The organism is Nocardia sp. SYP-A9097 (genome assembly GCF_009649815.1).
Lineage (GTDB): Bacteria > Actinomycetota > Actinomycetes > Mycobacteriales > Mycobacteriaceae > Nocardia.
The window spans coordinates 14,367-39,327 of the sequence record NZ_WJIC01000029.1; the positions used below are offsets into that span (position 1 = coordinate 14,367).

General features: G+C 64.5%; 25 protein-coding genes. 11 read left to right on the forward strand and 14 right to left on the reverse strand.

All coding sequences use genetic code 11. The features are described 5' to 3' along the window. The first annotated feature begins 20 nt into the window (after nucleotides 1-20). Together GFY24_RS34105 and GFY24_RS34110 are read left to right on the forward strand one after the other, a co-directional pair. On the forward strand, nucleotides 21-2,801 hold the full coding sequence (locus tag GFY24_RS34105; RefSeq protein ID WP_153809238.1) for a LuxR C-terminal-related transcriptional regulator: 2,781 nt from the start codon (nucleotides 21-23) through the stop codon (nucleotides 2,799-2,801). Nucleotides 2,802-2,890: 89 nt separating this feature from the next. Further along, nucleotides 2,891-3,580 (forward strand): alpha/beta fold hydrolase, encoded by a 690-nt coding sequence (locus tag GFY24_RS34110; RefSeq protein WP_153809239.1) that lies wholly within the window; start codon nucleotides 2,891-2,893, stop codon nucleotides 3,578-3,580. Between the two features lie 52 nt (nucleotides 3,581-3,632). Here GFY24_RS34110 and GFY24_RS34115 read toward each other — a convergent pair whose 3' ends face one another. Beyond that, the gene (locus tag GFY24_RS34115) at nucleotides 3,633-4,958 is read right to left on the reverse strand and encodes a hypothetical protein (protein ID WP_153809240.1); all 1,326 of its coding nucleotides are present in this window, start codon (nucleotides 4,956-4,958) and stop codon (nucleotides 3,633-3,635) included. Beyond that, nucleotides 4,955-6,139 carry a hypothetical protein gene (locus tag GFY24_RS34120; protein WP_153809241.1) on the reverse strand — a complete coding sequence of 395 codons (1,185 nt, stop codon included), beginning with the start codon at nucleotides 6,137-6,139 and terminating at the stop codon, nucleotides 4,955-4,957. The genes GFY24_RS34115 and GFY24_RS34120 overlap by 4 nt, the downstream gene beginning before the upstream one ends. Nucleotides 6,140-6,476: 337 nt before the next feature. Here GFY24_RS34120 and GFY24_RS34125 point away from each other — a divergent pair, with 337 nt between their 5' ends. Then, nucleotides 6,477-6,830, forward strand: coding sequence for a DUF4870 domain-containing protein (locus GFY24_RS34125; RefSeq protein WP_228566926.1), 354 nt, complete (start codon nucleotides 6,477-6,479; stop codon nucleotides 6,828-6,830). A 174-nt stretch (nucleotides 6,831-7,004) separates the two neighbouring features. On the opposite strand, the gene GFY24_RS34130 is transcribed toward GFY24_RS34125, so the two are convergent. Then, nucleotides 7,005-7,505, reverse strand: coding sequence for a hypothetical protein (locus tag GFY24_RS34130; protein WP_153809243.1), 501 nt, complete (start codon nucleotides 7,503-7,505; stop codon nucleotides 7,005-7,007). 228 nt (nucleotides 7,506-7,733) lie between these two features. After that, on the reverse strand, nucleotides 7,734-7,940 hold the full coding sequence (locus GFY24_RS34135; protein WP_153809244.1) for a hypothetical protein: 207 nt from the start codon (nucleotides 7,938-7,940) through the stop codon (nucleotides 7,734-7,736). A gap of 25 nt (nucleotides 7,941-7,965) precedes the next feature. On the opposite strand from GFY24_RS34135, the gene GFY24_RS34140 reads away from it, so the two are divergent. Further along, nucleotides 7,966-8,295 carry a hypothetical protein gene (locus GFY24_RS34140; protein WP_153809245.1) on the forward strand — a complete coding sequence of 110 codons (330 nt, stop codon included), beginning with the start codon at nucleotides 7,966-7,968 and terminating at the stop codon, nucleotides 8,293-8,295. A gap of 276 nt (nucleotides 8,296-8,571) precedes the next feature. Here GFY24_RS34140 and GFY24_RS34145 read toward each other — a convergent pair whose 3' ends face one another. Then, nucleotides 8,572-9,858, reverse strand: coding sequence for a VWA domain-containing protein (locus tag GFY24_RS34145; protein WP_153809246.1), 1,287 nt, complete (start codon nucleotides 9,856-9,858; stop codon nucleotides 8,572-8,574). Nucleotides 9,859-10,592: 734 nt separating this feature from the next. On the opposite strand from GFY24_RS34145, the gene GFY24_RS34150 reads away from it, so the two are divergent. Next, nucleotides 10,593-10,850: a hypothetical protein gene (locus GFY24_RS34150; RefSeq protein WP_153809247.1), complete on the forward strand. Its 258-nt coding sequence runs from the start codon at nucleotides 10,593-10,595 to the stop codon at nucleotides 10,848-10,850. 12 nt (nucleotides 10,851-10,862) lie between these two features. On the opposite strand, the gene GFY24_RS34155 is transcribed toward GFY24_RS34150, so the two are convergent. Further along, nucleotides 10,863-11,237 carry a cupin domain-containing protein gene (locus GFY24_RS34155; protein WP_153809248.1) on the reverse strand — a complete coding sequence of 125 codons (375 nt, stop codon included), beginning with the start codon at nucleotides 11,235-11,237 and terminating at the stop codon, nucleotides 10,863-10,865. A 41-nt stretch (nucleotides 11,238-11,278) separates the two neighbouring features. Beyond that, nucleotides 11,279-11,653, reverse strand: a complete 375-nt coding sequence (locus GFY24_RS34160) for a cupin domain-containing protein (protein ID WP_153809249.1) — start codon at nucleotides 11,651-11,653, stop codon at nucleotides 11,279-11,281. 82 nt (nucleotides 11,654-11,735) lie between these two features. On the opposite strand from GFY24_RS34160, the gene GFY24_RS34165 reads away from it, so the two are divergent. Beyond that, nucleotides 11,736-12,182: a MarR family winged helix-turn-helix transcriptional regulator gene (locus GFY24_RS34165; RefSeq protein WP_153809250.1), complete on the forward strand. Its 447-nt coding sequence runs from the start codon at nucleotides 11,736-11,738 to the stop codon at nucleotides 12,180-12,182. A gap of 268 nt (nucleotides 12,183-12,450) precedes the next feature. On the opposite strand, the gene GFY24_RS34170 is transcribed toward GFY24_RS34165, so the two are convergent. The 4 genes from GFY24_RS34170 to GFY24_RS34185 form a co-directional block, all read right to left on the reverse strand. Further along, nucleotides 12,451-12,942 carry a DUF6461 domain-containing protein gene (locus GFY24_RS34170; RefSeq protein WP_153809251.1) on the reverse strand — a complete coding sequence of 164 codons (492 nt, stop codon included), beginning with the start codon at nucleotides 12,940-12,942 and terminating at the stop codon, nucleotides 12,451-12,453. A gap of 162 nt (nucleotides 12,943-13,104) precedes the next feature. Continuing rightward, the gene (locus tag GFY24_RS34175; RefSeq protein WP_309231669.1) at nucleotides 13,105-13,605 is read right to left on the reverse strand and encodes an AAA family ATPase; all 501 of its coding nucleotides are present in this window, start codon (nucleotides 13,603-13,605) and stop codon (nucleotides 13,105-13,107) included. 55 nt (nucleotides 13,606-13,660) lie between these two features. Beyond that, nucleotides 13,661-13,879 (reverse strand): DUF397 domain-containing protein, encoded by a 219-nt coding sequence (locus GFY24_RS34180; RefSeq protein WP_309231659.1) that lies wholly within the window; start codon nucleotides 13,877-13,879, stop codon nucleotides 13,661-13,663. Beyond that, nucleotides 13,876-14,757: a helix-turn-helix transcriptional regulator gene (locus GFY24_RS34185; protein WP_153809253.1), complete on the reverse strand. Its 882-nt coding sequence runs from the start codon at nucleotides 14,755-14,757 to the stop codon at nucleotides 13,876-13,878. The genes GFY24_RS34180 and GFY24_RS34185 overlap by 4 nt, the downstream gene beginning before the upstream one ends. Nucleotides 14,758-14,982: 225 nt before the next feature. Between GFY24_RS34185 and GFY24_RS34190 the strand changes: the two genes are divergently transcribed. Further along, nucleotides 14,983-15,321 carry a hypothetical protein gene (locus GFY24_RS34190; RefSeq protein ID WP_153809254.1) on the forward strand — a complete coding sequence of 113 codons (339 nt, stop codon included), beginning with the start codon at nucleotides 14,983-14,985 and terminating at the stop codon, nucleotides 15,319-15,321. A 142-nt stretch (nucleotides 15,322-15,463) separates the two neighbouring features. On the opposite strand, the gene GFY24_RS34195 is transcribed toward GFY24_RS34190, so the two are convergent. From GFY24_RS34195 to GFY24_RS34205, 3 genes are read right to left on the reverse strand one after another with little or no spacing between them, the layout of a single operon-like run. Further along, entirely contained in the window at nucleotides 15,464-16,879 is a 1,416-nt protein-coding gene (locus GFY24_RS34195) for an NAD(P)/FAD-dependent oxidoreductase (RefSeq protein WP_153809255.1), read from the reverse strand. Beyond that, on the reverse strand, nucleotides 16,876-18,696 hold the full coding sequence (locus tag GFY24_RS34200) for a DUF3556 domain-containing protein (RefSeq protein ID WP_153809256.1): 1,821 nt from the start codon (nucleotides 18,694-18,696) through the stop codon (nucleotides 16,876-16,878). Before GFY24_RS34200 ends, GFY24_RS34195 begins: the two co-directional genes overlap by 4 nt. A 36-nt stretch (nucleotides 18,697-18,732) precedes the next feature. Next, nucleotides 18,733-20,202, reverse strand: coding sequence for a class I adenylate-forming enzyme family protein (locus GFY24_RS34205; RefSeq protein WP_153809257.1), 1,470 nt, complete (start codon nucleotides 20,200-20,202; stop codon nucleotides 18,733-18,735). A gap of 165 nt (nucleotides 20,203-20,367) precedes the next feature. Here GFY24_RS34205 and GFY24_RS34210 point away from each other — a divergent pair, with 165 nt between their 5' ends. The 4 genes from GFY24_RS34210 (at nucleotide 20,368) to GFY24_RS34225 (ending at nucleotide 24,954) form a co-directional block, all read left to right on the forward strand. Continuing rightward, entirely contained in the window at nucleotides 20,368-21,645 is a 1,278-nt protein-coding gene (locus GFY24_RS34210) for a helix-turn-helix domain-containing protein (RefSeq protein ID WP_309231660.1), read from the forward strand. Between the two features lie 321 nt (nucleotides 21,646-21,966). Continuing rightward, entirely contained in the window at nucleotides 21,967-23,658 is a 1,692-nt protein-coding gene (locus GFY24_RS34215) for an alpha/beta hydrolase (protein ID WP_153809258.1), read from the forward strand. A 10-nt stretch (nucleotides 23,659-23,668) separates the two neighbouring features. Next, nucleotides 23,669-24,121 (forward strand): MaoC family dehydratase, encoded by a 453-nt coding sequence (locus GFY24_RS34220; protein WP_153809259.1) that lies wholly within the window; start codon nucleotides 23,669-23,671, stop codon nucleotides 24,119-24,121. Further along, on the forward strand, nucleotides 24,118-24,954 hold the full coding sequence (locus tag GFY24_RS34225) for an alpha/beta fold hydrolase (protein ID WP_309231661.1): 837 nt from the start codon (nucleotides 24,118-24,120) through the stop codon (nucleotides 24,952-24,954). The genes GFY24_RS34220 and GFY24_RS34225 overlap by 4 nt, the downstream gene beginning before the upstream one ends. Nucleotides 24,955-24,961 lie beyond the last annotated feature (7 nt).

The following is a 24,961-nucleotide window of genomic DNA, read 5'->3' on the forward strand; positions in this document are numbered from 1 at the left end:
CGCGGTCATGAAGTGGATGGTTGTCTTTCTGTTCCGGGGTGGCGTTAACTCGGTGGACTGTGCTGTCGAGCGGGGTGAGGGTTGCCGTGTTGGTTGGTCGTGAGGTCGAGCGGGAGCTGATTTCCGAGTTCGTGCTCGGGGGCGGCGAAGCGGTGTTGGTTGTTCGCGGGGAGCCGGGGGTGGGTAAGACCGCAGTGCTGGATATGACTGCGGAAATTGCTGTGGCGCAGGGGGTTCGGGTGTTGCGGGCGGCGGGGCTCGAGTATGAGGCCGAGTTGAAGTTCGGGGCGCTCAATCAGTTGTTGCATCCACTATTGGATGGTGTGGGCGAGTTGAGCCCGGCACATCGGCAGGCATTGAACGTGATCATGGGGTTGGAGCCGGGGGCTATGCCGTCTCAGCTCATTGCCGGGGCGGCGACGCTGGCTTTGCTGAAAGCTGCTGTTGTGCAGGGTAGTTCGCTGCTGCTGCTGGTGGATGATGTGCAGTGGCTGGATCTGTCGAGCACGATGGCTTTGAGTTACGCGGCTCGGCGTTGGACGGGGACCGATATTCGGATGCTGGTGGCGGTGCGGGCGGACGCCGATGACGGGTTCACGCGCAGTGGCTTCCGGGTCCATGACCTGGCGCCGCTGGACGACGGCGATTCGGACCGGTTGTTGCGCAGCACATTTCCGGCCTTGTCGGCGCGCGTGCGCCGGCGGCTTCGCGATGATGCGCAGGGCAATCCGCTCGCGCTGCTCGAACTGCCCGCCGCGTTCGCCGAAGATAAGGCTCCGGCCGATCTGCCCGCGGTGCTGCCGCTGACCGATCGGTTGCAGCGATTGTTCGCCGACCGGCTCGCCGGGCTCCCGGCGGGGACGCGAAGGATGCTGCTGTTCGTGATTCTCGCCGGTACGGAGAACAGCCTGGCTTTGGAAGACTGCGCCCCGACACCGAACGGGCAGGCCGATCTGCCTCCTGCCGAGCGGGCCGGGATCGTCCGGGTGAATCCGCATACCGGCCGAATGGAATTCCGGCATCCGCTGATCCGTTCGGCGGTGATCGAGCAGTCGTCCAGCGAGGAACGCCGGCACGTTCATCGCATCCTCGCCGAGGCGTTCGCGGACCAACCGCAACGGCGCGCCTGGCACCTCGGGCAGGCCGCGATCGGACCCGATGAGGAGATTGCCGCATCGCTGGAGACGTTGTCGCAGAATATGATTCGGCACGGCGACAGCAGGCGCGCGGCGGCGGCAATGCTGCGTGCGGCCGAGCTGAGTCCCGCGGATTCCGACCGGGCACGGCGTATCGCCCGTGCGGCCTATCTGGGAGCCTCGATCACCGGCGACCTCGCCGACACCGCACGGCTGCTGTCGCAGGCCAATCGCACAGATGCCCGCGACACCCCGTCGTTGGAAGCGGCCGTCGCCGCCGCGGCCCAGCTACTCAACGATGAAGGTGACGCCACCACCGCGGGTAGACTGCTGCTGGCGACCATCGAAGTGCATGAGCGGGACATCGATTCGGGCCGGGACACAATGGTCGAGGCGTTGCACACGCTGCTGTATGTCGGGTTCTTCAGCGGCCGCCCCGAACTCTGGCACGACATCGACAAGGTCCTCGAGCGCGCGAAGCCGCAGCCGACCGACACATTGTCGTTGCTGCACAACATCTTTGCCGACCCGATCGCGGCCACGCCCGAAGATCTGCGGCATCTCGAACACGCGCTGGACGGACTGCGTTTCACCTCCGATCCGCTGCGGATCGTCCGGGTCGTGACCGCCGGGGCCTGTATCGATCACATCGGCGAAGCGCGCGAAGCACTCTGGCGCGTGATCGCCGACGGGCGGCGCGGCGGGGCGATCGCCAAGGCCATCGAAGCCCTGTTCCTCATCGCCCAGGACGACTGGTTCGAAGGCAACTGGGACGAGCTGATCGAGGTCACCGCCGAGGGCCTGCAACTGTGTGCCGAGTACGGATACACGCTGCTGGCGGGACCCGGGAACCTACTGCGCGCGCTCGTCGACGCGGCGCGCGGCAATACCGATGCCGCCGACCTCGCCGCCGAGGAACTACTGCTGTGGGCCGCGCCGCGCCGTCTCACGACCTTCGCCGCCTACTCCTCGCATATTCGATGCCTCATCGCACTCGGACAGTCGGCGTTCGACGAGGCGTATCGCCATGCCGCGGCGGTCAATCCGCCGGGCCGGTTTCCGCACTACACGCCGCTCGCACTCTGGCTGGTGCTCGAACTCACCGAGGCAGCCGCCCGCAGCGGCCGCGTTGCCGAGGCAAGAGCCCACGCCGAAGCGGCCGTCGCCGCGGGTGTACCCGAGCTGTCGTCCAAGCTTCGGATGGTGAGCACGGCCGCGCTGGCCCTTACGGCCGAACAGGATTGGCGTGAACTGTTCGACGACGCCTTGGCCACACACGACTCTCAGCGCTGGGTGTTCGAACGTGCCCGCGTCGAACTGCTCTACGGCGAGCGACTGCGGCGAGAGCGCGAACCGGCTTCTGCCCGAGCACATTTGGCCCTCGCGGCCCAGGCATTCGAACGCCTGCGAGCGATTCCGTGGCTGGACCGCGCTCGATCGGAACTGCGTGCGGCCGGTGAACCGGTCGAGGTGCGATCGGTGCTGACACCGCAGGAGCGGGCGGTCGCCGAACTCGCGGCGTCCGGTTTGACGAACAAGGAGATCGCCGAGCGTTTGTTCCTGTCCGCGCGCACGGTATCCACCCATCTGCATCGGGTGTTCCCGAAACTCGGTATCGCCACCCGCGGTGCGCTGCGCGACGCGATGAGCAAACACTCCGGCTGATGTACGTCAATTGACGGATTCTGCGCTCCGGCCGCGCGCCTAGATTTGGTTGTGCCGAACAACGATTCAGCACAGAGGAGACTCCGAACATGAGTACACAGAGCAAGACCGTCGTCCTGGTGCACGGCGGTTTCGTCGACGGATCCGGGTGGCGCGCGGTCTACGACGAGCTCGCCGCAGACGGATTCAGTGTGCGCGTGGTCCAGAACGCGACCAAGTCGCTCGCCGATGATGCCGCGACCACCCGGCAGGTCCTCGACGATATCGAGGGCGATGTCGTACTCGTCGGCCATTCGTACGGCGGCGCGGTCATCACCGAAGCGGGCACCCACGAGAAGGTCACCGCCCTCGTCTACATCACCGCCTTCGCCCCCGACAAAGGCGAATCGGTGAACGCCCTGCTCGGCACCTTCCCCCAGGACGGCCCCCAGCCCCCGATCCTGCCCCCGCAGGACGGCTACCTGTTCCTGGACCGAGCCAAGTTCCACGAGTCCTTCGCCGGAGACCTCAGCGCGGCCGACGGCAAGTTCCTGGCCGATTCGCAGGTCCCGTGGGGCCTGGACGCCCTCGGCGGACCCATCAGCGAAGCCGCCTGGCGAGTGAAGCCCAGCTGGTACCTGCACGTCACCGAGGACAAGATGATCCCGCCCGTAGCGCAAGCCTCGATGGCCGAACGGATCGGTGCGACCGTCATGGAAACCCCTGGCAGCCATGCCATTTACGTCTCCCGCCCCGAGGTCGTCGCGAACATCATCCGCAGCGCGGCCGGCACCGCCTGACCTCGTCACCCCTGGTAGCCGGGTGGCCGTTCACCGCGAACAGGCCACCCGGCTACCAGAGGTGAATAGCACCGAAGGCGGCGTCGGCCCCTACTGACTTGCCAGCACGCGGGATCGAGCCGGTACGCGAGTCCGTCAATAGGTCCGCGATGGTGACCGCCTCGGGCAGGGTCCAAGTCGCCGCTTCCGCAGCGAGCAACTGTTCCCACGACGGTGCTCCGGTTTCCGCACGGGCCGCAGCATCGGAGCGGACTTTCAGCGCGAGCATGCCGATCCGCATCAGAACAGGAATATTGAGATGTCGAGCGGCAAATACGGTTTCCCCGGCGATTGTTGCCGCGGCGGTCTTCGATAGGCTGATCGCTCCGGCCGCGGCGTGCGCGGCGAGCAGCATCTCTGTGTGGTTGGCCGCCGCGGAGGTCGCCAGGCGTGAAGTGCCGGTGGAACGGTAGGCCCGAAGGTGCGTATGGGTTCGGACGACGACCTCGGTCGCGAGCATCCCTAGGCCGGGCGTCAACATGCCGGAGCGAAGATTCAGCCCGTCGCCGGAATTCGTTCCGGCGTAAGCGTCAATGGCAAAATTCCGCAAGTCGGGGTTGGGCATCTCGCAGAGAATTGTCCAGCCCGGCAGCGGAAGGTTCATCGGGGTGACAAAGTCTGCGGCCCAGTGCTTCAGCAAAAGCGCGACTGCGAGATGCGGCTCGGGCGCTTGCGCGAACGGCAGACCGGAGCGAGTTGCCGTAACGTGTGCGACCATCCGTTGTCCGTCGTCCCACCATGTACCTTCGAAGATCCCGGTGCGGATTTGATTAAGGGCGGTGAAGAACCGGCCGATGTCGTGGCCGGCGGACCGGACACGATGTGCCGGACCGCCGAATCTCGGACCGGTGTAATCGATGGGGAGTCGGGCGGACTCTTTCTCCCACCGGCGCAGCAGGTCGCTCTTCTTCAACAAGGACAGGCCGTTGAGGACTGCGGTGTCCACGTGGTTGTCGTAGAGGTTGCCGAGTGCGCCGATGAGCCCGGAGATGCCGACGACCACCAGGTCGCTTCGTTCCCACGGAATCCGTTGGGCTGCACGCCATCCATCGAGCTGTTCCAGCGCGATCGGGTCGAGGATGTCGGCTATTTCGGGCTCGCCCCATCCCTCGACTGCGCGACGATCCTGATTACGGGCTGTGAGTTCGGAATAGGTGAGGTCTGTCGGAGTGCTCGCGATGCGCTCTCTCGCCGCGTGGTCGGCCGGCTTGTCCGAAAGCGCTGATGCGGCGATCATTTCGATGTCGTCGAGGTCGCGCGTGAGTGCGTCCAAGTTGCCGATGTAGTCGTCATCGATCGGCGAGATCCGGTCGCCGGAGTCGCCGCCGGCGGTGCTCACGCCGCATCCTCGAGGTCGTCTGCGAGGATGCAGACCCCCTGAGCAAGGCTCTCAACGGTCTTCTTCTCGCCCTCGAGGTCCTCGAGTTCGGCAAGCAATGCCTGAAGTTCATCGTTCTCGGGTCCGGTGACACGCTCCTTGAGCCGGTCGGCGACGACCCGGAAGCGGGCGACGCGATCTTCAGCAGCCAGGCGTTGACCCCTCTCCGCGTCCAACTCCGCCTGCTTGGTCTCGAGCTGCGCACGAAGGATTTCGATTCGCTCGGCAAGTGTCACGACGGTCTTGCCGAGATTTGTGACTCGCTCACGGAGACTGACAATGACAGCCTTTGCTGCCTCTTCGTTGCCGTCGACATCGCGCAGTACAAGTTGGGTCACGACGTGGAGTCGGATGGCGTCGGCTGCGATGCGAGCTGCTGTGAACCCGGAGGCCCTGCCCGCCACCGTGACTGCCCCGGCTCCTACGGCGCCGCTCAAGCCGGTGATGACGGCGGCACCACCGGCCATGCCGAGACCACCGGCAGCAATGGAACCGCCGCCGATCGCGGCCAGGCCCGCAGAAGTTGCCACCGCGCCCGAATAGCCGAGAACAAGCGCTCCATACGCTCCCGCGATTGCTGGTGCGGCGAGACCGCCGGTCAGGACTCCGAGTCCGAGGCCGGCCCCGGCGAGGAGCGCGTACTTGCTCCAGTTACCCGCCTTCGACAGCTTCTTGATCGCGTCCTTGTATGCGGTCTCCACAGCATGGAGGTCTTCCGGATGCAGTCGATCCATCGACCTATGAGCTGCGATGAGAGCCTCGGCGCGGACGGCTTTCTCCCACTTGCCCTCTACCCACGGCTCGAAGCCATACAGGTCGATGAGCAGAAGCAGAGCCCGTGACCGTCTCGTCACGACCGAGAAGATCTCTGGCCCAGCAGATTCGAGCGCCTCGAGATTCGGAGACTCACCCTCCACCAAGATCTGGCTGACAACCTCAGCGACAGCGGGGGACCAGTCTTCCTGGTTACGCTGCATGATGGCCTCAACCACCTTGTCGCGGAAGGAATTACGAATTTCGCGCTTGGACGGAAGGTACTTGCCCTTCGATGCGGCGATGTCGCGCTGCATCATCCGGTATTGCCACACCGTGAAGATGAAGTCCTCATCGGGCGAGAGCTCGAGCTTCTTCTGCACCTGCACCGCGTCTATCCGCTTGACATTAGCGGCCCGACAGGAAATAGCGGTTCCGAGCGAGAGCATCCGGGGGCGGGGTTTCCGTTGCCGGGCACAGGGATTCCGCGAAGGCGGTGAGCCGAATTCGGGAGTCGGCGAGGACGCAGGTGAAACTGCGGCGACCCCGTTTCGAGCTCGTCGGCAGTCACCTCGTCGCGAGAACCACGTCCGGGATCCCCGGCGTCGGTTGGCCCGCGACCTGTGGGCTCGAGCGGAAAGTTGGGATCGGGAGGGGGCGCCTACGGCATCTACTTACCCCATGACATCTTCACAACCCCCCGCGAACCAGCCACAGTCCACCGGCTTGGACAAAAAGACCAGCGCGATCCTGTCGTACGCGCTGGGATGGCTCACCGGAATCATCTTCCTATTCATGGGAAAGAACGACCCCGATGTGAAATTCCATGCCGCACAATCGATCGTCCTCTTCGGGGCCGTCTCGGTGGTCAATACCGTGCTGAGCATCATCGGCTCGCTCCTGGGAGCCTTGGGGATCATCTTCAGCCTCGCCGGACTCGCAGTCGCGGTCTTCGCGGTCGTCATCTGGATCATGGCCATGATCCAGGCGAACAACACCGGCGGTGTCCGCGCCGAGCTACCCATCATCGGAAAATTCGTTGCCCCGTATGCCGATCAGTTGGCCGGCTCGGTCAAGTAGCGGCGCAATCGAAGCCCCCCAGCTGGATTACGTAATCGATGATGCTGTCGATACCCGTGCACAACGGCCAGATGCGACAGTCCGAACATCAACGGCCCGAGGCTACTCGGGCCGTTGGCGTCCGCGCGGAACGTCTGGAGCTGCCGACGCAGCGTGAATCACGGCCACCTCAGGTCAGCCGATGATCGGATTGCCCCGCCCATAAATGGACAGGACAAGGATCGTGTCTATGCCGAAGTAGCAGGGGATAATTGCAAACCCGGCGAGGAATCGAATATTTCCGGATTTCCAGCCACGAAGGTGCATGCGCACGGTGCTGACAAGCGTGCTCACCATCCAGATCGCCAGGGCGAGAATCGATCCCACCCAGATCGCCCAGAGGTACAGCAATCCCGCCGGGGCCACCACACAGACGATTTGTGTGCGAGTCCACAGGAAGTCATCGATGCTGGATCCGAGCTGGACCGGAGTGACCAAGGCTGGCTCTATGCCTGGCAGGTACCCACCGAGCCGCCTCCGGATCGCGCGGAGCGAATGGCTGTACTCATGAATTCCGAAGTCATCGATCGGCGAACCGGGGCGGCCGATAGCAGGGCAATCCTTCCAGGCCAACAGGTTCGGGTGAGAATCGCTGGCCATGAGCCCTGGGACCTGTTCGTTGACATCATCGGTCACGAGGGTGTCTTCGCGTCGGTGGACATGATCTAGCTGTTCGGCCGAGCTCATCCCGGGGATGAGGTCTGTACGATGTTCCCGCCGGTCGGGTCTGAGATCGACGCGATGGTCGAACAGGTCGGTTCCTGGTCTCCGCACGGAGCGGGTGTCCGGCCGGGTCGAATCAGGCGCAGTCTGCGTCCCCGCGATCTCGAGTCACTCAAGAGATCGTGCGACTTTTGCGGAGCCTCAACAACGCTCAGCGCTGGAGGCGACGGCCTGACCTTGGCGGTGATGACCACTGATGGTCCCGAAGCCTACACGGTGGTTGTTCATCGGAGGTGTCTGGCCGAACGGATTCATCCAGAGGGCCACGGCCAGCGGGCGCGAGCCTTGCAGATAGGGCGACGCGACGACCGGTGAATCCGAGCGGATGGTGAACGGGATCGCGTTCACGGGGTTGCGCCGATATCGTCCTGCCATGACAGCGAATTGGGCCACGGGCGACAAATGCGAGCTACCGGCCACTGCGAACCACTGGCTTTGCGATGAACCACAGCCGGGGTTGGTCCTGGTCGAATTTGTCGATGCCAACGGTCGACCCCACTGTCTGGTCGACAAGAGCGCCATCTTCGGCGCCGACCTGCTGCCGACATCGACCTACCCACGCCCGACCTACATTCAATGCTCGATCGAAGAGATCAACGGCGACATCGCTACAGTCAGCCCGTGGTGGACGACCAGCCGCGCCGGCATACCCTTTCTCTTCGACGTCCGGGTGGAGGTTCTCGTTCCGCGGACGACCGGCTGACCGTGAACCTCGGCCGCCGACTGCGAACGGTCGACCGATATCACCCCGCATTGACCGAACCGCTCAGCGCGGCACCTCGGAAGATCCACGGGCAGAGGCCATCTCGGGTAGCCGCACGACTGCTAGTCGGCTGATGGTATCCATGGATGCGATGTCGATATCGGCGCCTTCGACGGAAGACTGAACTGTTCCTGACCATCGCCGACTTGACGCGGGATGCGTACGGCAACGGCCCGATTTTGTGACAATTCCACCGCATTGGGATCGGGGACCATGTCAACGCAAAACATGCGCGGCACGCGCGGCTCGCAGCCAATCGGGGAACTCACTCAACAGTTTCGAGTAAAGATCCTCGTCGCTCATGCGGTCGATGTCGGCGATCGCGAAGAATCCCGCATTGTCAACCTTGCGACCGGTGAGTGTGTCGAGCTTGCGGAGGACACCGAAGTCATTGCGCCCCAACCCGATGAACTGCCAGAACGCCGGGTACTCTGCCGCAGCGCGCATCAACGTGGTGATGGGTCCCCGTTTGTGAAAGCCGCCATCGGTGAAGAACAGGACGAGCGTCGGATCACCACCGGGGCGCAGTACATTCAAAATCTCTGTCATGACCGGTATTTCGTCGTTGTATCCACCGATCGAGCTGTAGTCGATGCCGCCGTGCACTCCACCGAGATGAATGAACTCCGCACACCAGGAGTCCGCCGTGTCGACACGAACGTTGGGCAGCTTCGCAAATCGGGATCCATACAGGTAGGGCTCGAGCTCGCCATCGTCATCGAGTTGGATCGCGACGGGGATCATCCGCTCCACGACTCGATGGACGACTTTCTTCTTATACAGTTCGGACATACTCCCGGTCTTATCGATGACCAACAGCACTCGAGCACGTACCCCGTCGGCGCCTTTGGCAAGTAAGACCTTCGCCACCTCGCGTTTGCGAAGGTCCAGCTTCTGGCGCTTGTCGAGGGAGAGCTTCTGCTCCCCCGCAACGGTGCGCACTCCCCCGCGATCAATGGCTACGGCATCAGATGTCGGGGGCGGGGAGGAGGCGGGATCGTCATCGACCGTCACGCCGTGATCGGTGACCAGTGCGGCGAATCCGCCGGCATACCCCTGCCCGACCGCGCGCACCTTCCAACCGGCGCCACGCCGATACAGTTCGACTGCGATTACTAACGATTCGGGGCCGAGTCCGTCGATTCGATACTCGCACAACAGTTTCCCTGTGCGGTCACTGAGTGTCGCGATGGGTGCCTGATATCCACCGAACGTAGCCTCCGGATCCTCGAGGGTGAGAACCGCGCGGACCTGATCGATATCGTGCGGGATCTGCCCGAGCGAGATATGCAGTGCGCCAGGAGTTCCCGAGGCAAGCTGTACACCGGGCCCCACAGGCTGATTGAAGAATATGAAATCAGCGTCGGAGCGGACCTTGCCGTTCGCGGTGACCAGCAACGCCGACAAATCCGCGGCGGCAGGGGTCCGTAGCGCGATCGTCACCTCGGTGACGGCTATCGGCGCGTTCTGGCCCTTCGACAACTGAGACTCGGTAATGGTCATAGGTGCCCTAATCAGATCGAAATGAAGGTATCCGACCAACCCTACGAGCCCACTACCGCGGCGAACCGGCGATCGCTGTAACCGAGCAGCACACGCCGACAGGACACGCAGGTGCTCATAGTCGAGAGAGCAGCTCACAGGGCCGGAGTGCGCTTTGGGTGGCCGCGGTGTCGCGAAACAGTCGCCATTGCCTCACGCCGGTCACCTCGCCCCCTGGAGCCGGGCGATGGCCGTTAGAAATGTCGCCTGATTCTTGGGTGGACGTCGGCACGTCGACAACCCCTGTGCCCGTATCCAACTCGGCAACATAGAGGTGACCGCGCCGGGGACAAGGGCGATGTTCCATCGTTTGCTGACCATCTCCGGTGCGAGGCCCCCATCGCAATCACGTCTCCTATAACCAGATTCGACGCACGCTCACCACGAACGGTTCCGAGTCGACAGGCTCTATCAGTCGATTAGTGCTGCGAGGTATTCCAGCGCAATGACCATCGCCGGACGAGGTTACGCGGGCGATGCCGGGTGAGTCGAGGCCATCGGCGATGGCAGTTGTCTTCCTGGGCGTGTTTGGCGAACACACTGTATTGCCGCGGTCCGAAGCGGCCAGCGCGGGCCTGCGAAAGATCAACGGCCAGAGCGCCCTCCCGGCCGCCGGCAGTGCGCGCTCATGCCGATTACAGGGCCAGAACTGGGTGAGCTCGTGCCTACCTGGATCATCTGCCGAGGACGCTCGGGTGTGGGAAGTATCCTCGCGGCTTGCGGTTCGCGATCTGATCTGCCCTTTCCGGGACTACCGCACCGATACCATTGCCGCGCAACAAAACTCGATTCTCGCCGAGGAGTACCCTGGGCTGTACGAATTCGGTGAGGCACCGGAGTGGGCGCGATCGGCGGGCATGGTGGTGCTGTTCTTCGACGAGCTCGAGTACTCGGCCTTCGTCCGCGCGGTTGAGCACGATGAGTTCGCACGAGCGGTTTTCGCCTACCAGTAGGTGCGCCGGGTGTCACCGCGCCCAGGGTGCGGTGACCGGCGGCTGACCGGGGATCAGTCCCTGCCCGCCGACGGGCAGCACCACGATCGCCTCGAACGGTTCGGCGTTCGGGTTGGCCATGGCGAACTGCTGGTACGCGGGCAGGATAAGGGCGTCTCCCGCTGCGACGGTGAGGGTTTCGTCGCCCATAGTGACGATCATCGATCCCGAGAGCGCGATGAAGATCTCCTCGCGGTCCAGGGCATGCGGCGGGGCGTCGACGCCGGGTTTGATGCTGAGCCGCCAGGCACAGTTCTCGGTGGAACCGCGACTGGGGGCGGCCAGGCCGACGAAGTCGGCGTGGTCGTTCTCGAATCGCGGGGCCTGGGCGGCGGTGATGAGCGGCATGGGTCTCTCCTGTGCGGTGTGAATGAGGTTGTGTACGTGGACTACTGAGCCCAGGGCGGGCTGACGCGATCGCCGCCGGGGGCCTGGGCGTACGCGCCGACCGGCAGCACCGCCACCGCCTCGAACGGCTCATCGCCCGGGACGCTCAGGTGAAAGACGGTGTGCGCGGGGATGACCAGGGCGTCCCCGGCGCAAAGCTCGCCGGTCTCGCCGTCGATGATCACCTGCGCCCGCCCGGAAAGCGCGATGAAGATCTCCTCACGCGACACCGCGTGTGCGTGACCGGGATTGCCCGCTTCGAGGGTGAATCGCCACACGCTGTTCTCGCTGGAGCCCCGGCTGGGAGCGGCCAATCCGACGGCGGTCATGAGGGGGGCCCGGAAGGTGGGTGCGTCGGCGGATTTGATGAGTGGCATGCTCTACTCCTGATATTCAACCAAGGTGTTCAACTGTGGTGTACAACTTGAGTTGAACATATTGGAGCGAAGGGAGTCAAGTATGGATTTCGGCGTACTGCTCGGGCAGGCCTACCAGGGGTTCGTGCAGGAGTTGCACGCACACCTGGCCGGGCACGGACATCAGGTGCTGGGCGCGTCGTACGGGTACGTGCTGCGCACACTCGCGGACAACGCGCTCACCGCGAGCCAATTGGGCGAGCACCTGGGGATTACCGCGCAGGGTGCGGCCAAGGTGGTGGATGAGATGGTCCGGCAGGGTTATATCGAGCGCCGCGCCGACCCGAATGACAAGCGTGCCAAACTGCTGCATCTGTCCGAGCGCGGGCGCGACATGCTCGACACCGTCCGGACCTTCCACGCGGACTACGAGCGGAGATTGACCGCACGGGTGGGCGCGGATCAGATCGCCGCCGTGCGGGCGGTGCTCGGCGAGATCATCGACACCGCAACCGATTCCACTACCGCACGCGCCTTCCGGCCGCTGTGAGCGTGTCCCTCGTGAATCCGCGCTATTACGTCTGGGCGAACAACGGGGAAGACGAGAATGACTGCGATGATCTCGACCCGGCCGAGTAGCCGCGGCCATACCTGAATTTCGCAAAATTCGCACTCTCATGCCGCGAGTCGCGCGGTTCGAAGCGGCCACTCGGCGGACTCGAAGATCAACGTGCCGAGATCATTTCGGCCTTGGCGACGCACGCTCTTGCCGATGAGTGTGTCAACAGCCGTCAGAGACCCGGTCCGTCAGCACCGCACTATTCAGCGCAAGTCCAGACGCGGTACAGAGCCTCGCCACCGTCGCTCCAGCCCTGTCCGGTCAATCGCACCATCATCTCGAAGACATAGTCCTCACTCAGAGGTTCCGGCGCCGAGTCTTCCTCGGGAATCCGTTCCCCGCTCTCATCGACGACCTCCCCCTCCGCAAAGACGATTCGACGCAGAGGCGCTCCGTCGACGTACCAGGCGAATCCGTGCACCGTGGAAGCGCTGTTGGTCACCCATGCCAGAGCTCGACCCCTATCTGAAATCTCCTGCACCGCATCATCGTTGAAGCTCACCCGGAATTGAGGGTCAGCGATGAAGGTCCACCCGCCGACTACGGCCATCCCGTAGTCGCAGGGACGCTCATACACAGTGTCTACGTCGACGGTCTCGCTCGCGTCGCGTGGCCGACCTGGAAGTCGAGCCGGATCCACCGATCCTTCGACAATCAACCCGTTCATTTTCCAGCCCACGCCGAACTCCATTCCCGCCCATCGTGATCAACAGCGAGGCGAACCATAGCTGCCCGACACGGTCGCGGGCAGCACAAGGCGCGAGGTGGACAGAACAACGCACTCAGCAGCCGCATAGTGCGTGCAAGGACCTGTACGCGGGCGGGAGGGTCGATGCCGCAATTGCGGTGTCTGTCAGCTGGATACAGCCCTGATCTGTGCAGCGACGTGAGTGGGATTGACGGGGCGTGTGGTGTCGACGATGAGGGTGGGTGCCACCCCGAGCGGAGTGGCGTGGGTTGCCCAGTTGTTCCAGTGTTGGGCCAAGCGTTGCTCGTCCTGGTAAAGGGCAGGCCGCTGACGGGACGCGTAGCGTGCTTTCGCAATTTCGGCGGGGACCTCGCACCAGATCTCGACGACACGGCGAGTGCCTGTCCGCTCGATGCCCGCCTGTGCGAAGGCGAGATCACGTGGCTTGAACCACCAGGAATCGATGACCAAGTCGACCGGTGATGTCTGAGCCAGGCTCCATATCGTGTCCATGGCGATCCCGCCGAGTTCCGGTATCCCGGCGGCGTTTTCGAGGCAGCCGGCCAACGCCTCCTTGATGGTGTCTTTGGACAGGAACCAGGCGTTCATGGTTCGGGCCACCGCGGTGCCCAGGGTGGTCTTGCCTGAGCCGGGAAATCCGTTCACCAATACGAGAATTGGGCGACGGCCTTCGCGCAGTTGCGCGCCGCCTAGGCGGACTTCAGCAGGCGCGCGGCGGGCGGAGGAATTCACCGTCGATGAGCCCGGTCGTGAAGGCAGACCATTCGGCAGGGGCGAAGGTCAGTGCTGGGCCGGTGGGGTTCTTCGAGTCACGGACGCCGACCCTGCCACCCTCAAGCCAGGCGACTTCCACACATTCCGAGCCCCCCTGGCTGTGGGTGCTCTTGAACCACACGACGTCGTCAGCGTTCACGTTCACGATTGGTACTCCTTTGCTATGTGCCGCAACAATGCTCGGCTGTCCACCTGGTTCAGCGAAGCATCGTGCAATGCGGTGGATACCGCACGATAGCGCTCCACGTTGGCCGGTTTCTGCAAGTAGATGTTCGCGGTGATGACGCTCTCGATGTAGACGACGGTGGGTTCCACCGCGCGCCCTCTGCCATCGCGCCGGAAGTCGAGGATGACGAACGGACCTGGCAGCAGACCCATCGGTATGCCTGCGGTGAACGGCAGTATCCGCACCTCGACATTGGGCCAGCTGCTCGCATCTGCCAAGTGCCACAGTTGGTTTGCCATGACATTCGTGTCGCCGACGGCGCGCCGTAGCGCACTTTCGTGGAGCACGACGTCGAGCCCGACCGGTTCGGTCTTTCGTTTGATGATCGTTTGCCGCCGCGTCCGCAATTCCACCCGGCGGTCGATATCTCGGTCTGACTCATCGGGAAAGTAGTTCCGGATCATCGTCCGGGCGTAGTCAGCCGTCTGCATCAGTCCGGGAACGAGTTCCTGATACGAAATCAGCTGCTGCGCTGCGGCTTCCAGTTCGACGTAATCATCGAAGTTGCCGGGCAGCAGGTCGTTGTATTCCTGGTACCACGTCTTGACCGCCGCCTGTTCTGCCAGGCTCTTCAGCGCTGAGGTCTCCTCAGCGGACCGCTCGTAGATCTCACACAGGTGCCCGATGATGCGGATGCGCACCTTATCGGCCGTACCCTTCTCGAGCCGATGCAGAGTGGTCGTGCCGATCTCGACGAGTTTGGCCGCCTGAGCCATCGTCAGGCCGATCTCGTCCCGGTACTGACGGAGAAATCGCCCGAGTTGCCGCCGGGGCAGGGTGCTGTCTTCGTCGGCCATCGTTGTTACCCCCTGGTAGACGGAATGATTCGACGGCAGGAGTGGAATCAGTTTGGCACCGTTTGCGGAAACGCTGCTGGGAAAACATGAAATCTCCGATGGAAATCCGCAATCGCATTGCGGACGTTCGGCGGCAGTGCCTGTCGTTGTGAGTACGACGGCAGCGGGTACAGGCGGAGCACCTCTCCCCTCCCCCGCGCCCTGGAATCACGGGAGGTTTCAGCAATGTTCGATCTTCCCCACCCGGCGTCCACACAGGACAGGGATCCGCTGCGCGAGAACGAGATCCGCGTTCTGGTCGACGTGATCGAGGCGGTCGAAAATCGGCTGCGGCAGCTCGAAGCTTCCGACAGCGCACTCGTCACGCCTCGTCCGCAGGCTTACGCGATCATCGTCTACGCCGTAATCGCGAGCGCGCGGGCAACCGGACACTACGGACCCGGAAGTCTGGTCCACGCACCGCTGTTGGATGCGATCCTCACGGGCGCCGACGCAACCCCTTGGGACACAGCGGTCTTCGCCGCGCTCATACAGTGCATGCGCACTGCAGAATACGGGAGGTGAATCATGGACATCGGTCTGTGGATGCTGAGCGTTATTGCCGTGGCCGCCACCAGCTTTCGGGTTGGTGGGTGGTGGACGACCGCAGCGACATATGGACGACATGGGGTGGGCAACCATTACTGAACACCCTTGGTCAAATGACCTAGTGCCGCTGGTGGTTCAGCGCCAGCTGTGCGGCGTTGGCCCCGCACATGCCGTGGGCACCGGGGCCGGGCGGGGTGGCGGCGGAGCAGAGGTACATGCCGGGGATGCCGATCGTGTAGGGGGACAGGGTGATTCGCGGGCCGAAAACGAGTTGGGGGATGTCCTTCGAGCCCGTCATGATGTCGCCGCCGGTGAAATTGGGGTTGTGGGTGGCCAATTCGGTGGTGCTGCGGACCATTCGGCCGATGATGTGGTCGCGGAAGCCGGGGGCGAATTGTTCGATTCGGCTGGTGATCGCCTCGGTGGCGTCGCCGGTGAAACCGTTCGGTACGTGGGCGTAGGCCCAGATCGGGTGGATGTCTCCGGCGGAGCGTTGCGGATCGGCCAGGTATTGCTGTCCGACCAGCACGAAGGGGCGTTCGGGCAGCCGCCCGGCGTGAATGTCACGTTCGGCGGCGGCGAGTTCCCGGTAGGGTCCGGCGAGGTGCACCGTTCCGGCGCGGCGGGCCGCCGGGTTGGTCCAGGGGATGCCGTCCGCGACCGCGAAATCGACTTTGAACGCGCCGGGTCCTCGGCGAAAGTTCTGGTAGGCGTGTGCGATTCGCGCGGGCAGCCGGTCGCCGAGGATGGCGGCGACCGCTTCGGGGGCCAGGTCGAACATGGTGATATCGGCGGGTGGCAACTGGGTGACGGTTTCGATCCGCACCCCGGTTTCGATCTTGCCGCCGAGATCGGCCAGCAGCGCCGCCAGCGCCCGGGTGATGGCCTGCGATCCACCGGCGGCGACGGGCCAGCCGTAGCGATGGCCCGCGGTCAGGATGCCCATTCCGATGGCGGAGGTCATCGGCAGGTGCAGCGGCCGGAAGGCATGTGCGGCAACGCCACCGAACAGTGCGCGGGCCTCCTCGGTCCGGAAGATCCGGGCCAGCGCGGACGCGGGCAGCGGGGTCGGGGCACCGAACCGGGCCAGGGTGAGCGGATGGCGTGGTACGCGCAGCAGTGGTTGCAGGATGTCCTGCGCGAGTGCGTCGTAGCGCTGAGATGGCTTGTCGAACAGCAGTTTCCACTGTCGGCCGTCTCGCCCCAGACCCTCGGTGGTGCGTTCGACCGATCGATACAGCACTCCGGCGCGCCCGTCCTCGAGGGGATGCACACAGTCGATTTCCGGTGTGCGCCAGGACAACCCGTAGTTCTCCAGGCCCAGCTCCGCGAGGAACGGCGACCCCACCGCCATGGGGTGCACCGCCGAGCATTGATCGTGCAGCAGTCCCGGCACGATCCCCTCGACGGTGCGGGTGCCGCCGCCGATCTCATCATCGGCCTCTAGGAGAGTGACCCGCACGCCCGCGCGGGCCAGGGTCACCGCGGCGGCGAGTCCATTGGGCCCGCCGCCGACGACGGTCGCGGTGGTCATGCCAGCGCTCCGCGTTCATGGTTCTGCTCGTCGCGAATCTCGATGTGGCGGACCGGTTTCGGGTCGGACGCGGTCCAGGTGACCGTCAGCGGGATGGGTCCGTTCGGCAGCCAGGGCTGTTCGGCGACGGCATCGGCCACGACCCAGGTGCCGCGTTCGATCACCCCGAGGGCCGCGTCGATGACCTGATAGTGCTGCACCTTGCTCCCCCAGCCCTGCGATTCGACCCAGACGATGACCGCCTCACCGGGCTCGAAGCGGGCCTCGCGCTGGACGGCGGCCACGAAGTCCGCATTGTGCAGGTGTCCGTCGCCGAAATTGAAGCCGATCAACGAATTGCAGAGGAATTCGCCCTCGCGCACGGTGCGGGTGTCGATATCGGGCAGGGTGCGCAAAAGTACGGAGAAGAGTCCGCGGCCTTGGCTGTGCATGGTGCGCCATGCGATCACCTGCTGCATGGTGACCTCGGCCCACTGCGGTTCGTAACCGAATTCGATGAATTGGTCGACCTGGTTCTTGGCGGTGCGCGTCACCCGATCCAGTTTGCCCTCCACGCCCGGCGCGAACGCCCATACGGCCGAGGCCCAGTTGCCCGCGTACTGCCGCATGGAGGGCAGGAACGACACTTTGTCGGGCCGGAAATTGCCCAGGATCGGGAAGAACAGCAGTCCCGCGAGGAGCGCGGCGGCCAGCCAGGGCGAGGAGATATCGAACAGGCCGTAGCCATTCTGGTTCGGGAAGCCGAGGAACAGGAATATCGACGCGTAGGCGAAGAGCACATTCCATTCGAGGGGCACCGCGAGCGGGAAGGTCGAGACGATGAACAGGTGGAAGATCACCATTACCGCGACCGCCGCCACGCTGAGCCAATGGTTATGGGAGAACAGCAGCACCAGCGGCACGATCACCTCGACGGTGGTCCCGCCGATATGCGCCATCAGATCCGCGATCCGGGACGGCCGCAGATCACGCGGGAAGTCGCGATAATGCGCGCGTTTGACCCATCCGAACGGCACCAAGGGACTGTTGCTCACCATGGGCGGCACCACCAGCGAGAAGTGCTTACCGAATTTCGATACGCCCGCACCCACCCAGACCACGACGATCAGCAGTTTCAACGCGATGATCATGTCCACGAACGGCAGCACCGCGAAGAAGAACAGCGCGGGAAGATACTGTTCACCGCGCGCGGCCAGGAATATCGTCTTATCCCGCAGCCCATTCAGAATGAGCAGCACGATCGGTGCGATCAGCAGCGCCGGATTCACCAGGCCGGAGGTATTGCCCGGGACCGCCGCCGAGAGCGAATCACTGTGCACGCCAGGCGAGAACAGGGCCACGGCGACCGAAATCAGCAGCGCCGCATACAGTCCGATATCGAACCAGCCGCGTCGATCCCCCGCGGTGAACGGCACCCATTTCCAGGGCCGCAGCCGAATCGTCCGCGGCCGCGCCCAGAACAGGATGCCACCGGTCATCGGTTTCACCTTGCCCGCCAACGGCCCCCACGATCCGGCGATCCCGATGCTCTCCAGCAGTACGGTCCACAGAATCGCCTTCTGATAGACGATGGGCTGATTCCACCATTGGCTCACATGCCAGAACGCGGGCAATTGCGAGGTCGCGGTGGCGATGATGATGCCACCCAACGCGTACAGCACGATCAGTTTCGCGATGTAGATCGTGTGCACCATGCGCGGTGAGCCGAAGCCGTGTTCGGCCCAGTTCACCGCGAGAATTCGCATGCGCTCCATGAGCGGCAGCCGCAGGAACGACTCCGGTTCGACGGCGGGCAGATCGGGTGTGGTGAATCCCATGATGTTTCACTCCTTGCCGGTGAGAAATGCTGTGGTTCAGCGTGTTCGGGCGTCGAGCCGACGCAGCGCGGGTTTGTCGATCTTGCCGACGGCGTTCTTGGGCAGCTCCCCGAGAATCCGGATCGACACGGGCAGTTTGTATTTCGCCAATCCGGTGCGGGCGTGGTCGCGAATCGCGTCCGTATCCAGCTCCGCTCCGCCGGTGAGGGACACGAAGAGGACCGGCTGCTCGCCGTAGACCGGATCGGGTCTGCCCACCACCGCGGCTTCGGCGATCTCGGGCAGCTGATAGACGACGGTCTCGATTTCCTTGGGGTAGATGTTCTCGCCGCCGCGAATGATCATGTCCTTGGCTCGGTCCACCAGGATGAGGTAGCCGTCCTGGTCGATTCGGCCGATATCGCCGGTGTGCAGCCAGCCGTCCACAATGGTGGTCGCGGTGGCCTCGGGCCGATTGAGATAGCCGCGCATGACATTCGGGCCGGAGATGAGCACCTCGCCGGTCTCTCCCCGTGGCGCTTCGGTGCCGTCCGCCGCGACGATCCGGATGCGCTGGCCCGGCAACGGCAGGCCGACGGTGCCCGGTTTCCGCTGTCCGGCAACGGGATTGAGAGTACTGGCGCAGCTTCCCTCGGAGAGCCCGTAGCCCTCGATGATCGGAATACCGTATCGGGCTTCGAATTTGGCCAGCAGCTCGACGCTCACCGGTGCCGCGCCGCAGATACCGAAACGCAGCGAGGAGGTATCCGGGCGCACCTGGGCGGGCAGTTCGACCAGCATGGTGTAGATGGTCGGCACCGCGGAAAAGTAGGTGGCACGCGAGCTTTCGACTCTGCTGAAGAATGTCTTCACATCGAACCGTCCCGCGACGGTGGTCTGCCCGCCCGCCAGCAGCGGCGACAGCACGCTGACGACGATCCCATTGACATGGAACAGCGGCAGAATGAGCAGACTGTGATCGGCCGCGGTCAGTGCGAGCGCACCGATCACCATGTCGCACATGGATCGCAGATTGGCGTGATCGAGCATGACGCCCTTGGGCCGGCCGGTGGTTCCGCTGGTGTAGATGAGCAATGCCAGTGCGTTCACATCCACGTCGATCGGATCGGCGTCCGGTTCGAGTGCACCGGCGCGCAGCTCGTCCACCGACACCACCGCGCGCACCGGACCGTCGAACGCCCGATCGGTGACCAGTATCTTCGCCCCGGCGTCGGTCACCTGATAGGCCACCTCACCGGCGACCAACGCGGGATTCACCGGTGTGAGGGCCGCGCCCAGTCGCCAAGCGGCGAAGAGCGTCACCACCAGATCGGCGGTATTGGGCAACAGGACCGCGACCACGTCACCGGGACCGACGTCATAACCGCGCAGCGTCGCGGCGGCCCGCCGCACCGCCCGGAGAAATCCGGTGTTGTCCAGTGCGCTGCCGTCATCGGCGAGGGCAGGTCCCCGAGGGCGGACCGCGGCTCGGTGATCGGGTAGGGCGGGAAGACCGGGGAGATTCATGAGCGATTCCTTGCGAAGCGGGAACGATGCCGACAACGGTAGGAATCACCGGCCCGTCTGCCACCGTCGTCCGTGAACGAAGTTCGCACCCGCAGTTGTCGCGGGAAGACAACCCGGCCCCGCGAATCACCCGCCACCGTCGCCGGACCGGCCTACCGTGGAGGTGTGACGATTGCGCGGCGCGACAGCGAGGTCGCGGTGGACCGCTATGTCGAGGCGATCGCCGCCCGAATGAACGCCCGGGTGGCGCAGTTGAGTGCGGCCATTCGCGCCGTACTCGAGGAGGACATCGCCGACCTACGTGGTGATCCGCGCACGGTGGACCTGCTCGGCGCGAGCGTCGAGGCCAATGTGGACACCCTGTTGCACGCGCTGCGCCACAATATTCCGGTCGATCATATCCAGGCTCCGGGTGCGGCCGTCGAATACGCCAGACGCCTTGCGCACCAGGGTGTTCCGGCCAATGCGCTGGTGCGGGCCTACCGGCTCGGGCAGCGCCGGCTGAGTGAACTGGTCTTCGCCGAATTGCATGAGATGGCGATTCCCGCGGAGGACCGGGTCACCGCCATCGAACGGATCACCGGCATCATGTTCGACTACATCGACCGGATCACCGAACAGGTCGTGGTCATCTACGACGATGAGCGCGAACACTGGCTGGAGAATCGGAACAGCCTGCGCGCCTTGCGCATTCGCGAATTGCTGACTTCCCGCAAACCGGTGGACGCCGATGCGGCCTCGACCGATATCCGGTATCCGCTGAGCTGGCATCACGTCGCCCTGGTGCTGTGGTTCCCGGAGTCCGACGAGGACCGGATTCCACGGCTCCAGCAGTTCGCGCGCGAGCTCGCGCAGACCCTGGAAGCGGACGCGCCCGCGCTGTTCGTCGCCACCGAACCCGCCTGTGGCTGGGCGTGGTTGCCGTACCGCGCGGACCCGCATGACCTGTCCGCACGCATTCGTGACGTCGCACGAGCCGGAACCGAAACGCCCGGAATCGCCATCGGCCCGCCGGGGACGGGATTCGAGGGGTTCCGCCTCTCGCATCGGCATGCCGAGCGCGCCCAGGCGGTTGCCCTGGTACGCGGGCTGGCGAATCCGATTGTCGCCGCCTCCGACCCGGGCCTGTCCACGGCGGCGCTACTGGGTGGCGATCTCACCGAAACCCGCGACTGGGTGGGCGAGGTACTCGGTGATCTGGCCCTGGATACCGAGAACGATGAGCGCCTGCGGGAGACCTTGCGCGTATTCCTGCGCACCGGTGCGAGTTTCAAAGCCGCGGCGGGTGAACTGGACCTGCACTTCAATTCGGTGAAGTACCGGATCGGCCGCGCCATCGCCCGCCGGGGCCGGCCGATCACGCAGGACCGCCTCGATGTCGAACTCGCGCTGCTGGTCTGCCACTGGTACGGGCGCGCCGTGCTGCGCACCCGGCCGTCCTGACCGCACCCTTTCGAATCCGGCTGTCCGGCGTCGTTTCCGGAGACACCGGTCACCCTCGCACCGACAATGACCGGCGCGTTCTTCGTCCCCTCGAGACAATGGCAGCCGCTCACGAGCGGCCTACCTTTATCGCCACGGACACCGATCTCATCGACGCAATCCCGTAAGGGGACCGCGGAACCGGGTCCCCTCCTATCGATCTGCGACAGCTCGATATTCGGCAGCGCGGCCGTGAGCTCACCCGGGATGAGAACGACATACCTCGCGTCCCGGCGATGAATCGGCGCTCCGAAGATCCCGAGTATCAGGAGAAGTGAGCACATGGTGACGAATTCCGACCATGCCGACGAGCTGGCCGCCCCACTCGATTTACTACTGACCAGTTCGGCCATCGGTATCGGCAGGCGCATGCTGCCGAACACTTCGTGGAACCGGCTGGCCATAGAACTGGCACGCCGCCCCGGAGTGCTCGGCGCACACGCCTCCGAGCTGGGCCACGAACTGGTGGATATCGTGCGCGGCCGCTCGCAGCGCGCTCCGGTCAAGGCGGACAAGCGGTTCACCGATCCGGCCTGGCAGGGTAATCCGCTGCTCAAACGCAGTATGCAGGCGTATCTGGCGGCCACCGACACGGCCGAGAGCCTGCTCTCCGACGCGCATCTGGACTGGCGGGACGATCAGTGGATGCGTTTTGTCATCGACAATGCGCTCGAGGGGCTGTCGCCGAGCAATAATCCGCTGCTCAATCCGCTGGGCTGGAAGGCTTTGATAGATACCGGCGGGCTCAGCGCGGTGCGCGGGCTGCGACGCTTCGCCACCGATATGGCCGGTGCGCCAAGGGTTCCCGCCATGGTGGAATCGGATGCGTTCACCCTCGGAGAGAATGTCGCCGTCACACCGGGTGCTGTGGTGTTGCGCACCGAGGTGTTCGAGCTGATCCAGTACACGCCGCAGACCGCGCAGGTGCGAACTATTCCACTGCTCATGGTGCCGCCGGTGATCAACAAGTACTACATCATGGATATCGCGCCCGGCCGCAGCATGATCGAATACTTCCTGTCCCAGGGGCAGCAGGTGTTCGCCATTTCGTGGCGCAATCCCACTGCCGCCCAGCGTGATTGGGATTTCGATACCTACGGTCAGGCGATCGTCGACGCACTGGACGCGGTCGAACGCATCACCGGCTCCGAACGCACGCATTTGCAGGCGTCCTGCTCCGGCGGGATTCTCGCGGCTATGACCGCCGCGCATCTCACCGAGATCGGGCAGGACGATCGACTGGCGAGCCTGACGCTCATGGTCACCGTGCTGGATCAGGCCCGGGCCGGATTCGCCGCGGCCGCCATCGATGAGGAGACCGCCAAGATGGCGATCGCGGTCTCGGCGCGCAAGGGCTATCTGGACGGTCGCGCGCTGGCGGAGGTGTTCGCCTGGCTGCGGCCCACCGATCTGGTGTGGCGGTACTGGGTCAACAACTATCTACAGGGCCGCGCACCCGCACCGTTCGACGTGCTGTTCTGGAATGCCGACACCACCCGCATGACCGCGGCGCTGCACCGGGACATGGTCATGCTCGGCGTGCACAATTCGCTCACCGAGCCGGATGCGGTGCGCATGCTCGGCACACCCGTGGATCTGTCGCGGGTGACCGTCGACAGCTATGTGGTCGCCGGGCTCGCCGACCATATTTCGCCGTGGCAGGCGTGCTATCGCAGTGCGCGACTGCTGGGCAGTAAGGATCTGCGGTTCGTGCTCTCCACCAGCGGCCATATCGCCGCACTGGTGAATCCGCCCGGAAATCCCAAGGCCGCCTATCGAATCGGGCCCGCCGACCAGGCCGATCCGGACGCATGGGTGGATTCCGCAGCGCCGCAATCGGGTTCGTGGTGGCCGGACTTCACGGCCTGGCTCGCCGATCGCAGCGGACCGGACCGGGACGCGCCCGCCACGCTCGGGTCTCCCGAACTGCCGCCCTTGGACGCGGCTCCCGGCAAATACGTACTCACGCACTGAAAGGTCTGTCATGACAACACAACTCGATACCCCGGCCGATCTGCTCGGCCGCGCCGGACAGCTGCTCGGCGCCAGCGACTGGATCGAGATCATCCAGCCGCAGGTCGATCTGTTCGCGGAGGCGACCGGTGATCATCAGTGGATTCACACCGATCCGCGGCGTGCGGCCGCCGGGCCGTTCGGTGGCACCATCGCGCACGGCTATCTCACGCTATCCCTCGCGCCCGTCGTGATCGCCGAAGTCCTGGAGATCCGCGGGCTGACCGCCGCCCTGAACTACGGTTTGAACAAAGTGCGGTTCCCGGCGCCGGTGCCGGTGGGTTCGAAGGTGCGGGCGATGGTGACACTCGTTGCCGCACAACAGAAGCCCTCCGGGGTGGAGGCGGTATTCGGTCTCACCTATGAGATCGACGGCGGTACCCGCCCGGCCTGTGTCGCCGATGTCGTAGTGCTCTACCCGTGAATACGCCGTTGCCCGCCGACGCCGTCGAGCAACGGCTCATCGCCGTACTGGGACAACAGATCCGAGTGCACGTGCGATGGGGTTCCGGAGTGCCGCTGGTGCTTTGCAACGGGATCGGGGCCGCGCTCGAGGTACTCGATCCGCTCGTCGCGGCGCTGGATCCGCGGACCACCGTGGTGCGGTTCGATGTGCCCGGTGTCGGCGGATCACCGAATTCGCCACTGCCGTACGGGTTTCCGTATCTCGCTGCGGTGTTGCGAGGAGCACTGCACAAACTCGGAATCGATGAACCGGTCGATGTGCTCGGCCTCTCCTGGGGCGGCGCGCTGGCCCAGCAGTACGCGTTCCAGTACCCGCGCCGGTGCCGGCGATTGATCCTGGTCTCCACCGGCACCGGGGTGGTCATGATTCCGGGACGGCCGCGGGTGCTGCTGGAAATGCTGACCCCGCGCCGCTTCCTGGATCATCACTACGCCGCGCGTATCGCCGGCGAGCTGTACGGCGGCACCGCCCGCCACGATCCCGCGATTGTCGAGCGGCTGTTCGACCGGCAACTGATGGCCGGATCGCGGGTCGGCTACCTGCATCAATTACTGGCGGGTTCGGTGTGGACGAGCCTGTTCGCGCTCCCACTCATCCGCCAGCGGACCCTGATTCTGGCGGGCACCGACGATCCGATCATCCCGATCGGCAACGCGCGCATCATGAACCGGCTGCTACCGCATTCGACGATGCACCTGCACATGGGCGGTCATGTCGATCTGATCACCGATGCGGGCGAACTGGCCCCGGTGATCGAAGCCTTTCGCGCCGAGCACGATTCGAGGAAATGAACACCAG

Excerpts from the sequence above, each read along its gene's own strand:
- GFY24_RS34165 (WP_153809250.1), top strand. The coding sequence starts at position 11,736 with ATGGATTTCGGCGTACTGCTCGGGCAGGCCTACCAGGGGTTCGTGCAG.
- GFY24_RS34200 (WP_153809256.1), bottom strand. The coding sequence starts at position 18,696 with ATGGGATTCACCACACCCGATCTGCCCGCCGTCGAACCGGAGTCGTTC.
- GFY24_RS34155 (WP_153809248.1), bottom strand. The coding sequence starts at position 11,237 with ATGCCGCTCATCACCGCCGCCCAGGCCCCGCGATTCGAGAACGACCAC.
- GFY24_RS34160 (WP_153809249.1), bottom strand. The coding sequence starts at position 11,653 with ATGCCACTCATCAAATCCGCCGACGCACCCACCTTCCGGGCCCCCCTC.
- GFY24_RS34110 (WP_153809239.1), top strand. The coding sequence starts at position 2,891 with ATGAGTACACAGAGCAAGACCGTCGTCCTGGTGCACGGCGGTTTCGTC.
- GFY24_RS34190 (WP_153809254.1), top strand. The coding sequence starts at position 14,983 with ATGTTCGATCTTCCCCACCCGGCGTCCACACAGGACAGGGATCCGCTG.
- GFY24_RS34205 (WP_153809257.1), bottom strand. The coding sequence starts at position 20,202 with ATGAATCTCCCCGGTCTTCCCGCCCTACCCGATCACCGAGCCGCGGTC.
- GFY24_RS34145 (WP_153809246.1), bottom strand. The coding sequence starts at position 9,858 with ATGACCATTACCGAGTCTCAGTTGTCGAAGGGCCAGAACGCGCCGATA.
- GFY24_RS34195 (WP_153809255.1), bottom strand. The coding sequence starts at position 16,879 with ATGACCACCGCGACCGTCGTCGGCGGCGGGCCCAATGGACTCGCCGCC.
- GFY24_RS34170 (WP_153809251.1), bottom strand. The coding sequence starts at position 12,942 with ATGGAGTTCGGCGTGGGCTGGAAAATGAACGGGTTGATTGTCGAAGGA.
- GFY24_RS34185 (WP_153809253.1), bottom strand. The coding sequence starts at position 14,757 with ATGGCCGACGAAGACAGCACCCTGCCCCGGCGGCAACTCGGGCGATTT.
- GFY24_RS34220 (WP_153809259.1), top strand. The coding sequence starts at position 23,669 with ATGACAACACAACTCGATACCCCGGCCGATCTGCTCGGCCGCGCCGGA.
- GFY24_RS34215 (WP_153809258.1), top strand. The coding sequence starts at position 21,967 with ATGGTGACGAATTCCGACCATGCCGACGAGCTGGCCGCCCCACTCGAT.
- GFY24_RS34140 (WP_153809245.1), top strand. The coding sequence starts at position 7,966 with ATGACAGCGAATTGGGCCACGGGCGACAAATGCGAGCTACCGGCCACT.